Below are 14,532 nucleotides of genomic sequence, written 5' to 3' on the forward strand. Positions count from 1 at the left end.
TTCCAGCCACTCGTTGTTGTGGCGCCTGAGCAAGGCAAGCGGTCAAGGTCTGGCTCTGGTGCTGGCTGCGGTGCGATCCCCGCACGGGCCAGGTGCCGATCGTGTCGACGATCCACCTCGCCGCGACCAGAGAGCTGCTACTCTCTTCCGCTGTTCATTCTGGCCTCTTCGCAATGAATGTCATAAAATCACCTGTCGCAATTAATGGTTTTTGATTTGGCTCCTACAGCTGGCAGATATCGCCGAGAGTTCCGCAGAGAGCGTCGAAAGTTTTGGCCGCCTTCTTCCGCAGCCGCGCCTTGAGTTTTGAGCAGACCTGTCTTGATCGGGTTGAGATCGGGCGAGCATGGCGGCAGGATCAGGAGCCAGTGCCCCTTTGGCCAACCAGTGGGCGGCGCGTACCTTGCCGACAATCTGGGGTTCCGAACCCGACAGTTGGTTTTCAACCCGACAGTGGCCCGCCTCAGAGCAGGCTACCGCCCTTCGGAGCAGGCAGAAGCTAATCGAGGTTCGCGGGTTCCGGTTTGAATGTGCAGGTCGCTGCGCGCCTGATCTTTCGGTCTGGCGGCACATGACAAAAACTCTCATTTTGGCCGACGATACCCGGTCAGGAGCGGGTATCGCAGTCGAGAAGCGACCCGAGCACGTCCACAAGATGTGCCGAGTTTGCAAGGTGTGTCATTGTTTCTGTCAACGTTCGAGCGACAGCGCACGACGAAACGTCTGGCATACGCCTCGTCTGGCACGCGCCTCGCATATGTTGCAGTTGCTGCTGGAGATCAGGCGATCGAGTGGGCCTTGCAATTTTCCGATTTTGATGCGCCTAAAGTCTCGTGTACAAATCAGGCTGGCGTGAATGGCCTGCCTAAGTTGCGACTTATTACAAAGGAATGGATATGGCGACTGGAACGGTGAAGTGGTTCAACAGCACGAAGGGTTTTGGTTTTATTCAGCCTGACAACGGCGGTCAGGATGTCTTTGTCCACATTTCCGCTGTTGAACGAGCGGGCCTGTCGACCCTTAATGAGGGCCAGAAGATCAACTACGAGGTGGAACAGGATCGCCGCACGGGAAAGTCCTCTGCAGGCAGCCTCAGCAAGGCTGGCTAACGGTCCGGGAAAGCCTTGGCAAGGTTCGTCATCGCCGGAACGCATTGACGGCTCGAAACCCGGGCCGGAGCATGCAAGTTAATGCCGCGGCAGGGATTGCTGGAGCCATCATGAATTACTCTGGAAATGAGGCTCTTGGACGGGAAAGGCGGGGCTCATCCCCGCCCTTTGATTCCGCGCAGATTGGGCCAACGGCTGCTGCGCGTCCGAACGACTGTTGATACGGATTTAGGCTGCGACCTTCTTGCGGGTCCGTTTCGCCGGCGCCGTGGCTGGGGCTTCCGGCTCTTTCGGTTTGCGGCCGAGTCCCATGGTCTTGGCCAAGGCGGAGCGCGCAGCGGCGTAATTCGGCGCCACCATGGGATAATCCGACGGCAGACCCCATTTGGCGCGATATTCGTCTGGGGTCAGACCATAGTGCGTCGCCAGATGGCGCTTTAGCGATTTGAATTTCTTGCCGTCTTCAAGGCTAATGATGTAGTCCGGTTCGATCGACTTTTTGATCGGGACAGCAGGTTTTTTTACAGGCACAGGCTCTTCTGCCGGTATGAGTCCAGCCGTGCCGTTTAGAGCCCCGTGCACTTGGGCGATCAGGGCAGGAAGCTCCCCCGCCGGGACGGGGTTGTTGGAGACGTAGGCTGATACAACATCGGCAGTGAGCTCGATGAGGATGTCGGTCTTGTGGGGTTCTTCTGTCATAAACTTCTCCGGGCAGCTTGAAACACAGTTGGGCGAAGTGTCGCTTCATAGTGGCGGTTGCCGCTGAAAGCAAATGGATCGACGGGTGCGCTGCTCCTCCACCATTGAAGTCTCGGCGACGCATCCCGTCATCGTCCATCGCTAAAGGCAGCGTATTGAATTATGGGAGCGGTCGCGCCCGCCCCACCATAGCGATACAGCAAGACAATCAAAAAAGCCGGTCTTTGCTTGGCCCCAAATCTTTTCTCCTTTCGTGAACGCTGAGCTGCCAAGCTGCTACAGTTCACCTCGCGGGGCAACCGTGCACAACACAGGAGTTGCCCGAGCGATACATTCTTCACTTGCCGCTTATCAGCGCTGGTGATTGCACTTTGCAGCCTGCCTCCGGACCCGCAGCGCTCACGCTGTTGGTTTTGCGCCTGCAGGCGTCGGAAGTCGGATCGCCGCAGCTAATTTCCTCAGGCGGACGAATTCAACAAATCGATTGTTTGGATCGAAGGCATCCACACCATCGATGCCTCTAGAATATGATCCAGCTACAATCACCGTGCTGTAATGGCAGGGACGGCCAGCACAAGCGCGACACGATCCGGCGGGTCCATCGCTGCGTTACGTATTCATGGCTACTGCATCGGGCGCTCGGTCGACCGCCTTAAGCCAGGTCGCCGCATTGCGAGACGGTGACCGGCGAGGGAGAGGGCGCTCTGGCAACGAAGCGAGGCGGGTGGCCTTGCGGGTGGCCGCGTGATGTCATCCGGCTCTCCTGCCGATCTCTGCCGGCCAGATCTGGAGCAACTGTTTTGCATAGATATGGCTCTCTTCAGGGGGCCATCTATGATGGGAGCCGAGCGCGTGTTCGAGCCGGGGAACAGGCTGCGCATGCACTGTGCCCACCTATTGCGATCGTGCTAACCTTGGTTGTTCGGACTTGCCGTTAAAGGCAAGCGACAGATTGAAGTTATGCTGCACCATCTGATTGCCTGGCTCGTTTTCGAGAGCTCGCCGATACAGGGCCTGTGCCGCGTCATGCCGCCCCTCAATGTCCAAAATCACGCCCTTCGCATTCAATGCACGTACGTTTCCTGGGGCTGCAACCAAGACGCTGTCGAGCACCTCAACCGCTTCGTGCGGGCGCTTCTGGCCCACCAAGGCATTTGTAAGTCGTATCGCCGCATCAACATTGTCCGGGTGCTGCTTCACCTCATCCCGCAAAGCCCGCTCTTGAACATCCTGACCAACTTCGCGCAAAATGCGTTCGCGCATAGCCGGATCGATTTGATCGGCGCTGAGCAACTCGGGGGAAGATGTCTCCTGCACGGAAAGAGCCGGCTTTTGCCAGCTGGCGCAACCGCCCAAAGGCAGAATGGCGAGTACGGCAAAAAGAAGTGAGTTCCGGCGCAGAAACATAGGCGATGGAGAAACTGTATTACTATTCATGTTATCTCTCAGTTATCGGGGAGGCGCGTGGCGTTCAGTTAGGAAAGGTGGGACTACTCTAACAATCCGCTGTTCGATCCGTGCGGGAGTGTGACGGATCCTGCGGGGCGAATTGTAAAGTCGGAGGCGAGGTCTTGATAAGACAGCACGGCGAGATCAACCCCGTTTCGCGTCAGAAAGCCGCGGACGAAACGTCGGACATCCATCGACGTCAACAGAATAGGGCGGGTTTGACCCGGTTCTGCGTTCGAAAGGACCTGACGTATCTGTGATAGCATCGCTTCGCTTTGCCGATCCTCCAGTGCGAGATAGGGGCCTGCATCCGAATCTCGAACCGCGCCACGCATCACATCCTCGCTCTCGCGCTCGACGACCAGGGCGGACACGATGCCCTCCGTGTTGGCATGGCGGTGGCAGATCTGTCGCTTCAAACCAGAACGGACATATTCCGTCAGCAGGGCAACGTTCTGCTCACGCTCGCTCCATTCGGCCAATGCCTCCAACACGAGACGGGTGTGGCGGATTGGGATACCTTCCTCCAGGAGGCGGCGCAGAACATCGGCAATCCGAGGAATCGGCGTCGTGCGTAGCACCTCTTTCACAAGCTCAGAATATTCCTGCTCCATTCGGCCCAGGAAATGTCGGGTCTCTTGGATGCCCACCAATCGCGGTGCGTAGCGGGTCAACGCTGCATGGACGCGCAAGGCGAGGAGTTCGCCGGGAGCCCTATGCTCCGTGCCGGCGCCCGTAAGGGCCTTTGCAGGGGTATGTTCAACCGGGAGTCTGTCCGTTTTCGGCTCACGTCTAAGGGGGACACCGCTCGAGTCGACGTGCGCTACATCGGCTCGGAGCGCCATCTGGTTTGGATCTAAGGCGTCCTGTTCGACTGGCACGCCCTCGACATCAATTCGGAATTGCGATTCAGGCAGCTGCTCGTCAACCAAGACAGGGATGCGAGGAACGATAATGCCCAGATCGGCTGTGACCAGGAGCGAAACGCGCCCAATATGTTTTTGCAATTCGGCTTGATCGACCGCCTGCATAAGATCTGGCGCTAGAAAAAATGCGATCGGGAATTCCTTCGCAGGCGCGGCTTGCTTAGGCTCCGCTGCAGTTCCACCTTTCGCATCGGCAGTGCCGGCGCCCAGCACATCAGCCTTGACAATGCTTACCGCAGCGAACACTGCGGCCAGCATCAGAAAGACGGGGAGGGGAAACCCAGGAACGAACCCCATTACAACCAGGACGCCGGCCGCCAGTCGCAAGGCTCGAGTGCTGGCCGTGAGCTGACTGACCATTTCTGTACCGAGGTTGATCCTCGCCGTCCCAGTCACACGGGTGACGATGGTCGCCGCAGTAATGGAGAGCAGAAGGGCCGGAATCTGCGATATCAATGCATCGCCTATCGTCAGCAGAGTGTAGTGATGCAGTACCTCGCCGAAGGACATGCCCTTGGAGAGCAGGCCGATCGAAATTCCACCCAGCATGTTGATGCAGATAACCACCAGCCCGGCGATGGAATCGCCCTTCACAAATTTCATCGCGCCGTCCATCGCGCCATAGAGTTGGCTTTCCTTCTCCAATTCGGCGCGCCGCCGGCGGGATTCGTTGGCATCGATGTGGCCGTTGCGTAGCTCTGCGTCGACCGCCATTTGCTTGCCCGGCAGAGCATCCAGCGTGAAACGCGCCGCCACTTCTGCCACCCGTTCGGCACCCTTCGCGAGGACCATGAATTGCACCATGGTGACGACCAGAAATATGACGAAACCCACCACGATATTGCCTGAAATGACGAAATCGCCAAAAGTATGAATAATGCTGCCGGCCTCCCCCTCGGCCAGGATCAGTCGCGTCGTTGCGACCGTGAGCGCGAGACGGAATACAGTGGAAATCAAAATAACGCCGGGCAAAGAGGAAAAATCAAGTGGAGTACTGACATACAGGGCAACCATCATCAGCAGTATGGCCAACCCCATATTGAATCCTATCAGGGCGTCGACCACCACGACCGGGATAGGCATGACCATCATCGCGACAGCCAGAAGCAGCATCAACGCAACCATTAAATCCGGGCTGGCCGGCGCACGCTTGATGAAGTCACGCAGGACGTTGGCCATCGAGACACCTTTGCAATCGGTTGAGACTTACTCTGCTGTTACGCCATGAAACGTGGCTTTCGAACTCCGAAGGCGCCTCAGCCTTGGCCAGCGCGTGACCCTGCATGAGAGCCACAAGCAGGCGCGAAATGGCTGGGCAGCAAATGTTTCCAACGCAGCCAGCTTGTCAGCACCGAGCGCGACAGGATGTTTGGCTGGCCATAGAGTGCTGCTTGATGGGGCCTGCGAGCTTTCAATATTGGAGAGCAGCAATGCGGCCATTCCTGCTCAGCAGCACACGGCTGTCCTCAATACGTTCGACCACCCATCCATCAGCCAAAATGGCGCCGACAAAATACTTCTCGCTGTCGATGACAATATATGGTTGGACCCCATGCCACACAGCTTCGACCGCGATTGCGGATGGCGCCTTCTCCTCTTTGATGAGCACTCCGTTCACCAGTGTTAGAGTACCCTTGGTGCGACGATCGAACGATTGCTGAAGCTTCTGCCAACTGATGACCGATTCAGACGTGACGGTGCCTTCGGCGGTCACAACACCCTTTGCCGACCCAATCTTGACGTCGAGAAGACCCGCTCGATCGACTTCCTCCTGCAGCTCTTGGGCCGCTGCCTCCGTAAGTTCATTGTCAGCGCGGTGACTGATCGTTCTGGACGCGACTTCAGCCCGAAGTGAATTGGGGCTCGATCCACTTGCATTGCCAAGATAGGAGATCGTGCCTGAAAGCGCGCCGATCCCGAGTGAGCTGATTATGACCATGGCGAGCACACCGATCGGTAGGCGCGGTATGCCGGTCGAACCAGGCGGCTCTGCATCCTGCACGGACAAAGCAATGGACATCTCGCCTACGAGCAGGACGACAGGAAGGGGCACAACAACGGACTGGCCTGCGGCGATATTCCGGTTGCCCTCGATACTGAGTCCGGGTGCAAGCGCCTCCAGTTCGATCGACTTGCCAAGAAGAGTTACACGAAGGTGATGCGGTGCCAGTCCCTGCTCGACAAAGACCAAATCGGCATCGAAGCCGCTGCCGATTAAACACTTTTGAAGATCCGTCTTGCCGGTCAGACCGCAATAGTGCCCCGAACGCACTTCGAAACGGAGGGAAACGGCGTCATCCACAGAGCATCTCTCAAACAGGATAGAAGCCGCATGGCAATTGCCATGCGGCTCATTTCGGGACTACGTCGCGTCAATAAGGAGACGCGCTAGGGGGCAGTCTAAAACCCGCTTCCGACATTACGAAACGCGTTCGTCGGCGGCCTTCTTGATGGTCTGGAGATTGGTCGTTAGAGTGCGCAACTGGACACTCCTTTTCGTCGCCTCCAAGCTAACATTGGTTAGTTCCTGCACTTGCGCCTGAAAAGCAGTAGCATCAGCTCCGCTTGTATTGCCGGGAGTGCCACTGTTAGTTTTATCGGTATTGCCGGCGCTACTGGTATTGGTATTGCCTGATTTTTTATTATTATCAACTGCAGCCATGATCATTCCTTTTTCTGTTGGAGTTGTGCCGTCAATAACGGCCTGTATGACCTCACGCCGGATTTCCCGCGTCAGGCATCTTCTGTGTCATCCAAAGCTTCATCGGCCTCAGCCATCGCATCGTTCGCGAATTGGAACGCGAACGATCGCAGGATACTTTGGAAGGCTTCACTTTGTGCTGCAGACTGTGAGTTGTCTTGAAGTTGATCATTTGAAACGGTCCGGTTATCCGCCCGATCGTTCCCGCCAGCTGCCTTGCCATCATTCCCACCAGCTGGCTTGCCATCATTGCCATCAGCCGGCTTGCCATCACCAGAATGCTCGGATTTCGAATCCCCATGGCCCTTTCGGATCAAGGAAGTCCCGAGGTTGCCAACTCCACTCCCAATTGCTGCTATCATCAGGTACTCCGGCATTTGCCATTGGCGGCGACGTGTTAAAGGTTAGCCTCGATCAAGCTAAGGGCGGGAGCTTTCGAGAACCTGACGGCTTTTGACAAAAACCGGCCAGCGCAAAAACGTATGCTCTGCAGGATGTTGCTCTCGCATCGAACAGTCGACCACGATCTCGGCTGTTCGGCCAATCCCGCCGTCCACGCATGCCGCGACCGAATGGCAGCCGCAGCAGCTCGTTTGCATCCTCGATGCTGTGGTGTCGAACAGGAGACACGGTCCACGTGCTGCATGACCGCAATGACCGTATTCTTGCTGGCTCCACGGGCGCACGCAACGAGCAGGAACTCGGTCTTTGCATCACCATTCTCTCGCCTGCACATCACGGCCCGGCGCGGTGAGCTCATTGGCTTCGAGAAGGTCGGCGACCGTACGAACATGGGATGGTCTGCCGGCTTTGGGAGGCCGGTGCGGATCCTCTTCTCACCATATCGAAAGCTTGAAGCGGTCGGATTTTCTTGCCCTGTTCGTGAGAACTCCCATCGTCAGCTAATCGTCAGCCAAGCGGTCTATCTAGGCCGGCCGTGCCTGACCTTCGGATCCAAAGGTCCCGTCTCGACACTTTTTGTAACTATAGATCGAAATGGTCCGCGTGATACGCAACGCACACGCTTCTCTGAAGCAAATGTGTGACTTTGTCGGTGGCGAACGAGAGGAGTGACGCATCAATAAAATCGTCAGGCACGTGTCTAGGAAGGGGAGCTAGCCGAGTTGGTCTGATTTCATTCGCTGTTCCTGGAAATCGGCGGACTGAAGCGCTGATAATCTCAGGACATCGATGGCAACGTTGCGAAAGTCCTGTGAGCTCGGGCCAATCTTGGCCTGCTACTGAGAAGCACTTTGGCGGGAACATTACGCCGTCGCGGGTCTGGCTGACCGTGACGTTAACCGAAAGATGCCGCTGGTCTCGTCAGCCGCCAGCACAATAGCAGCACATTCTCGCCTACTACGGAGACGCAATATGAAGGGCATTGGCCGACCACGGAAATCGCAGGCTGAAACTGGAGCCAGCCGCGCGGGGCGGGCGAGCAGTTCCCTTTCGCAATCAAGTCTTGCTGCGGGAGAAGGTGGACAGTCATTCGATTCCGTTGTGGAGCAGATGCGCTCTGGGGACGCCGATAGGAGGCCCTCCTCCCTTCCAGTTGCGCGCGGTCCAGGCGATGCCCGCGAAAGTCTGCCAGGCGCCTCGATTGGCGAAGATCAAATCCTGAACACACCGCCACGTGGAGCCGCTGCGCCACCACGCGGAACCGTAGCGCCACGTGGCGCAGCCGCAAGGCGGCGCGGTTCTCCCTCCATGTCTGAGGGCGAAGCCATGGCGCCGGTCGGTAGCCAACTATCAACCGCGCAGGTGGAAGGCACCAGCTCATCGTCAAATAAAGATATCAGTCCGACACAGCTCAGAATGAACAGTCTTGTTCAACAACTGACTGATTGCGAGGCTGCGGCCAGGAAAACCGACGTCCCCGAGGAGGCGGTGGAGCTGATCAGTGGGGTCGTCGATGCAGCCTCAGCAATTCTGGAGTACCGCGCTAGCCTGCCTGCGGCTGAGGCGCAGACAATTATGCCAGACGACAAGGTGCGTAGATGTTGCCAGATCGTGTGCGACGCCGCGAATGAAGTAGACAAACTTGGCCTGTCGACGATCACGAAATTGGACAAAAAGACCAAGAAAGCGGCAGGTATGGTCGATAAACTCTACTCCTACTCCCAGGCGGACCGGCAGGAGCTGTTGATTTTAAATGTGGAGAACCACCATACGGCGGCAATTAAGTGGTGGGAAAAAAAGGCATGGCGCTCCGAACGGCAGCGATCCGCCTGCGCTGCCACCGCTAGCCTATCCAGTGGAACGCCCGTGATGCGGGAAGCCGAGCGGTGCGCACTGCGGCTGCGTGCCGGCTCGGTACTGAGTGTCAGGATCTGGCTGGTCCGTGAGCGGATCGGTCTTGCGCGGGCCAAGATTGAACTGCGGGCGAGCAGGTTCGAGCCAGATTTGAAGGAACTCCTCGTCGGTCGAAATGGAGTGGTGCAGCTGATGGCAAGCGCCGCTCAAGAAGCTCTTCGCGCCCTCTCTTTGGCGAAGGGCATAATGGATGATGGCAAAACACTCAACGCTCATGATTGCGCGGTTGTAGAAAAAATCATGGAGCGGCTTTCGGATTTTGGATTGGCGTTGCACGAGGTGCATACCAAGCTAAGCCATACCTACCCAGATGCCGGCCTCCCATTGAAACTGTTCGAACGGATCGTGGACGATGCATGGATCACTGCGCACGATGCCATGCACTTGTTGAACCTGCAGTCTCCGCCGTCAGCCATCATGGCGCCACAGGCCCAGGCGGGCGCTGCGATGCCGGCCAGGGCAGGCGCTGCGATACCGGCTGACACTGCTGGTACGGCTGCAGTGTCAGAAGGCACTACAGCGCGAAGGAAAGGGAAGTCAAAGCATAAGTCGGCAGCTCGCGCCGGGACTTCTGCCGCCGGGCAGCCATCAACACCAGTCGCTGCGAACGCCGGCACAGTGCCAGCAGCCAAGGTTCTCGCGCGCTCGGATCAAGTTGCGAGTACACAGGTGAGAGCGCAAGAGGTGGCTGCGAGTTCGTCGGGGGCAGGCTCGACAATCGGGGGCGCCGCGTTGTCAATGGAGGTATTGACGGAGCGGCTCAAACGATTGGACGAACTTTTGCAGTTCGATCTGGCCGGTCAGCAAAGCGTCGTCTCCCAAGTGCGCCAGATGAAGCCTGAGGAGGCCGGTAAGGTCGTGGACGATGTGGCCCAGTACCTGCGAGCCCAGGCCATTGAGATGCAAACCTGTCTCGCCGGGTTGCAGGGGCGTAATGTACGCCTGCTACTCACCTCCACCCAGCTACCCAAAGTGCACGAACGCACAGACCAGCTCAAAGGGTTGCTGAACATGGTGCTGGGACAGGCCAACGCATTGAATGAAGGAAAAGCCGGCATTACGACTGATTGCATGAAGACCTACGCATTTCCGGCGCAAAAATACCTGGAACATTTGTGCAATGCCGACGAATTGATGCCGCCGGAGGCACCGGTCGCGCTGCGTGGCGAGCCAGGAAAGCTGTTTGAGATGAAGCTGCAGCCCAAGATGCTGGTCAATGGTGCGATGCCGAGCCCGATGTGGGTGCACATCCACACGAGTCGCCCCGTCATGGCCAGAAACTTGGAAGGGCTGGCTGATTCCGAATTCACCGCTTGCCACGTTAAATCCAACGAACAGCGCGGCTACAATCGAGAGCGAGAGGAAGCCGATGCTAGGTCCGGTCGCGAGAAGGTCATAATTCATCGCGGCAAACTCACCCCCGCTTTCTGTAAGTCCTTGTTGACCTCAGGGCTTGGCCGCCAACCACGCCATTCGCGTGCCGAGCTCCCGTCGGCGCAGGCTGCATGACAGGGCACTCAGAATGCGGCCGGCCACGCTGTGAGTCAGCGAGCATTTCTCCTGGCCAAACCGCGAATGCCGCTGCGCGAGTTGCGGTCCGGCGATTGGAGTCGATCGGCTACCGTCAGGGCCGATTTGCGATGTCGCGTTACCGGCTGTTGACGTGGCGGCGTATCTTGCCTCCCATCCAACTTATCGCCGAGATCGCGCCGCCAAGATCGAGGCGGAAGGTCTTCCTGCGAGCGCGGAGCAGGCATAGCCGATCCGATCGGGATCGGCGCATCGCAACGACCCAACGGTGTGGTGGAGAAAATTGGATTCGGGAGAGCTCGGTTCCAAGAGGCGGAGTTCCGGCCCGAATACAATCCGCTCGCAAGCACCCACGATGCGCATCCGCAGTTTATTGTCTGGGAGATGGGCTGGATTGCTCGGCGGCGCTGGCGCTAAGGCGGGGCTGTCGCCGGACAATTAGCATTCACTGCCAACAGCCTTGCAACCGTCACCAGTTGCAAGGCTCGGCGGCGGGTCGACAAATCACATGAAATCGTCGTCGGACCCGCTATCGCTGCTGTCGCTATCCTCGGTTTTGTGGAGATAGAGTGGAGGTTTGCCTGCACGCTGCCACTCACCGGCACTGTTCTTCGTCCATTTGTCGGGATGCTGCGTAGGGTCAAGCACCAGGTCGCCATGATCCACTTCAACAAACCCCATCGTCTGCGCGCGCGCTTGTGCTTCCGGATTAGCCGCACGCCAATTCAGCAACGGTCGGTCGCCGTCTATCCGAAGTTGATGCTCCAGCAGAATATCGCCCGCATTTTCGACGAGCGGATGGGCGACTTGAAGATCCACTATGGAAGTGACCTCAGTTCGACCAGGAAATTGTTCCCGCCAACTTTCCGATTCGAACTCGTTCATGCTGAATCCGCCTTCCATTCTCAGCAGTCCGGCACTCCGGTCTCCCAATTGGTAACTGAAATATCGCGCGTGCTCCGTATCTCGACGGATGCCATATTGCTGAGCAACGTCCGCGGTGCGCCTGGCTCGTGACGATACGAACTCCGAATACTCTTGAGGATTGTCGGCGATGTGCGTGATTTCATCACCATGAAATTGCCTCACCTGTCTCCTGAAGGAAGTCCTGTTGATCTCCACCACAGGAGGTCGGGAATTGAGGGAGTATGCTTGGGGAGCCGCCGATGATGAGGCGCCGCTACCTTCCGATCCGGATAAGTGCATTCGGGCAAATGTGTCCGCGAACCCTTCGCTTCCTGCATCCGATTGCTCGCCGGCATTATGCGCGCGGTAACTATCGGATGAGCCACCAATTCGACCATACATGACGATTCGTACTCCTATGTTTCGCAACCGAGCTCAAGTTAGCACGGCTGTTCAACATAGGGCGCTTAGTTGACGACTAGCTGACGAGGGCATTCCAACGGCTGCACCAATCAAATCCGCACTGCCGGCCTCAAAACCTCGGACTGCGCCACGCACCGGCCAGCAGAGGCTGCAAGGTCATGCCCGGAGGACTTGCCGTAGTTGCTGGGTGGCAGATCCGAGGGGAGTGATTGCCCCAGGCCCGCGGTTGCGCGGTTGGCCTGACAGAGACACTGGGGCACGGATGGCCAGCCGACATTTGCCACTAGCATGGAGCCAGGTCAGTTTTGAACTGGGCAGTCGTGGACTTCCATGACTAGGCCAAGCCTGCGGCAAAGAATGCTTTCGCGACAGGCTGGAAATATTGCATAGGAACCGCGTGGCCGAGTTTTGTAGTGCCTATCAGCTGACGCGCTAAGACATGGTCATGGACGATCGTCAGGCGTAGTGCCCGCGCCTCGCTCAACACATGTGAAACGCGCTCACCTTCGGCACGGCAAACTAAGAACGGCACCCCGGTTTCACCGCGAACGTAACGCAGACCGATCAGGACCGCCCTTCCTGTTAAGACCAGCGTGGCGCGATGCACGCCAAGCGCAGGCTCGTCGGCCGCCTCCTCGCGGATGCGACGCTGTTCACCTTTCAACTCTGGCGCTCCTTGCTGATCCTTCGACTCGCGCGTCACTTCGGTATTGGTCATGCGCATTTCGCGCAGATACAACGCGCGCTGGAGCAGAAGATCGATCAGTCCGCCGACCAGCAGTGCGCCGGCGCCAATTCCCATCAGCAATTTTGTCTCCATAAAGATGAGGCCAACACAGCCCATGCCGCAGATCGGCAGAGGGACCATTGTCTTCCACATCCCGAGAAGGACAATGGAAAAGGTTGCGCTGAGAACCAATACCTTGAACATGGTCTTGCAGACTTCGACCATGGAACGAGCAGACCCCAAGCGCTTCAGCCCTTCAAAGGGGTCAATTTTCTTAAAGCTGAGCTTCATCGGCTCCAGAGAGAAGACAAATCCACCATTGGCTAGCAGGCTGGCCAAAATCACCGCGGCGACAAGGGTTCCAAGCAGCGGGCCAACAGCCGCGACTGTGAGTTGGACGAGCACAACCAATGCCTGCGGCACCGCGGTATCGAAAGGTAGGCTCTGCAACTTGGTGGCTAATAGGAGCGCTTCCCGGCATTTGTCCTCGATCACGCTGCCTCTTAGCCAAAGGTAGCCGAGCCCAGCGCAAGTCCCGACCGCGCGGACGAAATCGGAGCTACGTGGCAGCTGTCCTTTTTTGCGCGCTTCACTTAACTTCTTCGGGCTGGCGGCGTGTGTCTTCTCTTCACTTGTGTCGCTCATGGCAGCAATTTGTCGAACCACTCCAGCACGCCGTTGGCACGTGTGACCTCCAGTTTCATGCTCTCCACCAGATAGGCAGCGTAGGTGACCATGAGAACTGGAAAGACAATGTTCTTGATTGCCGGAGACAGTTGGCTCGCCTTAAATTGCGGGGCAAAGCGACGCAGCAGCATCATCGATATATCAATCAGTATCAGGAAGAACACGACAGGCCCCGAAACCAATAATGCCGTGCGCATTATGCTGTCGAGAAGCCCCAACAACTCCATTGCTCCTGGCCCGCTCAGTGTCGGGTGAAACTGATACACCGGCCAGATCAAGTAGCTGCGGTACAGGACACTGATCAAAGTTTCCAGGCCTCCTGATCCGACGAATATGGCAATCGCAGTGATCCCCAGAAAAACGCCCATCGCGGAAGCCTGACTGTTCGTCGCGGGATCGGCCGAAGCGGTCGGGCTGCTGATGCCGCGTTGGTTGTCGATAAGCTCCCCGGCAGCCTGAAGGCCCCAAAGCGGAATGCCAAGAAAAGTGCCAAGGAGTACACCGACAAAAACTTCCTTGAATCCGAGCAGGGTTAGCTGGATCAGGCGCGTATCAGGATCCAGCGCCGGCAATCCGCCGCTGACGTGTGCCAGGCATGGTAGTGCGAAGCCAACAGCCAAACAGCCCCGGATCAGCCCACTGATCTGCGAGCGTGTGAATACGGGAAAGATCAGCATGATGCCCATCGCGCGGGCTGCCCCAAGACCTGCCGCAACGACGAGTTCGAAAGCCGTCTGGATCAGAATTTGAATATCGGCCGATGGCGCGTCCATGGGGCGGACTAGTAGCTAAGTGTCATTGCGGGAAACTCGGTGAAGATCTGATCGGCTAGCTCTATGAGCGGGGCGCTTAGCACAGGAGCAAACAGCCCAATCACCGCGACAACGACCAGAAGCTTCACGGTGAGCGGCAAGCTTTCATCCTGGATCTGCGTCGCCGCCTGGAGGATGCCGATGACGAGGCCGACAACCACTGATGCAATGAGCGGCGGTAGAATCCAGATCATGAAAACCACCAGTGATTGGCTCATAAGAGTAATGATGCTGGATTCAGTGATGA

General features: G+C 57.5%; 12 protein-coding genes. 2 read left to right on the top strand and 10 right to left on the bottom strand.

The window, feature by feature from the left end:
• The first annotated feature begins 896 nt into the window (after positions 1 to 896).
• Positions 897 to 1,109 (top strand): cold-shock protein, encoded by a 213-nt coding sequence (locus FJV77_RS20190; protein WP_008874821.1) that lies wholly within the window; start codon positions 897 to 899, stop codon positions 1,107 to 1,109.
• 228 nt (positions 1,110 to 1,337) lie between these two features.
• Here the strand turns inward: FJV77_RS20190 and FJV77_RS20195 are convergent, their stop codons facing one another.
• The 6 genes from FJV77_RS20195 to FJV77_RS20220 form a co-directional block, all read right to left on the bottom strand.
• The gene (locus FJV77_RS20195) at positions 1,338 to 1,808 is read right to left on the bottom strand and encodes a MucR family transcriptional regulator (RefSeq protein ID WP_024505385.1); all 471 of its coding nucleotides are present in this window, start codon (positions 1,806 to 1,808) and stop codon (positions 1,338 to 1,340) included.
• Positions 1,809 to 2,702: 894 nt separating this feature from the next.
• Positions 2,703 to 3,245, bottom strand: a complete 543-nt coding sequence (locus tag FJV77_RS20200; protein ID WP_082826568.1) for a tetratricopeptide repeat protein — start codon at positions 3,243 to 3,245, stop codon at positions 2,703 to 2,705.
• A 53-nt stretch (positions 3,246 to 3,298) separates the two neighbouring features.
• Positions 3,299 to 5,362, bottom strand: coding sequence for a type III secretion system export apparatus subunit SctV (sctV, locus tag FJV77_RS20205; protein WP_063169272.1), 2,064 nt, complete (start codon positions 5,360 to 5,362; stop codon positions 3,299 to 3,301).
• A 232-nt stretch (positions 5,363 to 5,594) separates the two neighbouring features.
• Positions 5,595 to 6,485: a hypothetical protein gene (locus FJV77_RS20210; RefSeq protein WP_024505382.1), complete on the bottom strand. Its 891-nt coding sequence runs from the start codon at positions 6,483 to 6,485 to the stop codon at positions 5,595 to 5,597.
• A gap of 117 nt (positions 6,486 to 6,602) precedes the next feature.
• Complete coding sequence (locus FJV77_RS33020; RefSeq protein WP_224570034.1) at positions 6,603 to 6,845, bottom strand: nodulation protein NopA; 243 nt, start codon at positions 6,843 to 6,845, stop codon at positions 6,603 to 6,605.
• 71 nt (positions 6,846 to 6,916) lie between these two features.
• Positions 6,917 to 7,246: a hypothetical protein gene (locus FJV77_RS20220; RefSeq protein WP_081714433.1), complete on the bottom strand. Its 330-nt coding sequence runs from the start codon at positions 7,244 to 7,246 to the stop codon at positions 6,917 to 6,919.
• Between the two features lie 1,348 nt (positions 7,247 to 8,594).
• Here FJV77_RS20220 and FJV77_RS20225 point away from each other — a divergent pair.
• A complete protein-coding gene (locus FJV77_RS20225; RefSeq protein ID WP_224570035.1) occupies positions 8,595 to 10,709 on the top strand; it encodes a hypothetical protein in 2,115 nt (704 codons plus the stop codon).
• A 525-nt stretch (positions 10,710 to 11,234) separates the two neighbouring features.
• Here the strand turns inward: FJV77_RS20225 and FJV77_RS20230 are convergent.
• The 4 genes from FJV77_RS20230 to FJV77_RS20245 all read right to left on the bottom strand — a co-directional run bounded on the left by FJV77_RS20230 (position 11,235) and on the right by FJV77_RS20245 (position 14,530).
• Complete coding sequence (locus tag FJV77_RS20230; RefSeq protein ID WP_024505378.1) at positions 11,235 to 12,038, bottom strand: hypothetical protein; 804 nt, start codon at positions 12,036 to 12,038, stop codon at positions 11,235 to 11,237.
• Positions 12,039 to 12,393: 355 nt separating this feature from the next.
• Positions 12,394 to 13,431, bottom strand: a complete 1,038-nt coding sequence (locus tag FJV77_RS20235; protein WP_024505377.1) for an EscU/YscU/HrcU family type III secretion system export apparatus switch protein — start codon at positions 13,429 to 13,431, stop codon at positions 12,394 to 12,396.
• A complete protein-coding gene (gene sctT / locus FJV77_RS20240) occupies positions 13,428 to 14,246 on the bottom strand; it encodes a type III secretion system export apparatus subunit SctT (protein ID WP_063169270.1) in 819 nt (272 codons plus the stop codon). The genes FJV77_RS20235 and sctT overlap by 4 nt, the downstream gene beginning before the upstream one ends.
• An 8-nt stretch (positions 14,247 to 14,254) precedes the next feature.
• Complete coding sequence (locus FJV77_RS20245) at positions 14,255 to 14,530, bottom strand: EscS/YscS/HrcS family type III secretion system export apparatus protein (protein ID WP_024505375.1); 276 nt, start codon at positions 14,528 to 14,530, stop codon at positions 14,255 to 14,257.
• Positions 14,531 to 14,532: the final 2 nt, after the last annotated feature.

The sequence above is a fragment of the Mesorhizobium sp. WSM4306 genome, from assembly GCF_007003975.1.
Taxonomy (GTDB): domain Bacteria; phylum Pseudomonadota; class Alphaproteobacteria; order Rhizobiales; family Rhizobiaceae; genus Mesorhizobium.

Bases quoted from the DNA above. Each gene is read 5' to 3' on its own strand.
- FJV77_RS20190 (WP_008874821.1), top strand. From the start codon at position 897: ATGGCGACTGGAACGGTGAAGTGGTTCAACAGCACGAAGGGTTTTGGT.
- FJV77_RS20195 (WP_024505385.1), bottom strand. From the start codon at position 1,808: ATGACAGAAGAACCCCACAAGACCGACATCCTCATCGAGCTCACTGCC.
- FJV77_RS20200 (WP_082826568.1), bottom strand. From the start codon at position 3,245: ATGAATAGTAATACAGTTTCTCCATCGCCTATGTTTCTGCGCCGGAAC.
- sctV (WP_063169272.1), bottom strand. From the start codon at position 5,362: ATGGCCAACGTCCTGCGTGACTTCATCAAGCGTGCGCCGGCCAGCCCG.
- FJV77_RS33020 (WP_224570034.1), bottom strand. From the start codon at position 6,845: ATGGCTGCAGTTGATAATAATAAAAAATCAGGCAATACCAATACCAGT.
- FJV77_RS20220 (WP_081714433.1), bottom strand. From the start codon at position 7,246: ATGATAGCAGCAATTGGGAGTGGAGTTGGCAACCTCGGGACTTCCTTG.
- FJV77_RS20225 (WP_224570035.1), top strand. From the start codon at position 8,595: ATGTCTGAGGGCGAAGCCATGGCGCCGGTCGGTAGCCAACTATCAACC.
- FJV77_RS20230 (WP_024505378.1), bottom strand. From the start codon at position 12,038: ATGTATGGTCGAATTGGTGGCTCATCCGATAGTTACCGCGCGCATAAT.
- FJV77_RS20235 (WP_024505377.1), bottom strand. From the start codon at position 13,431: ATGAGCGACACAAGTGAAGAGAAGACACACGCCGCCAGCCCGAAGAAG.
- sctT (WP_063169270.1), bottom strand. From the start codon at position 14,246: ATGGACGCGCCATCGGCCGATATTCAAATTCTGATCCAGACGGCTTTC.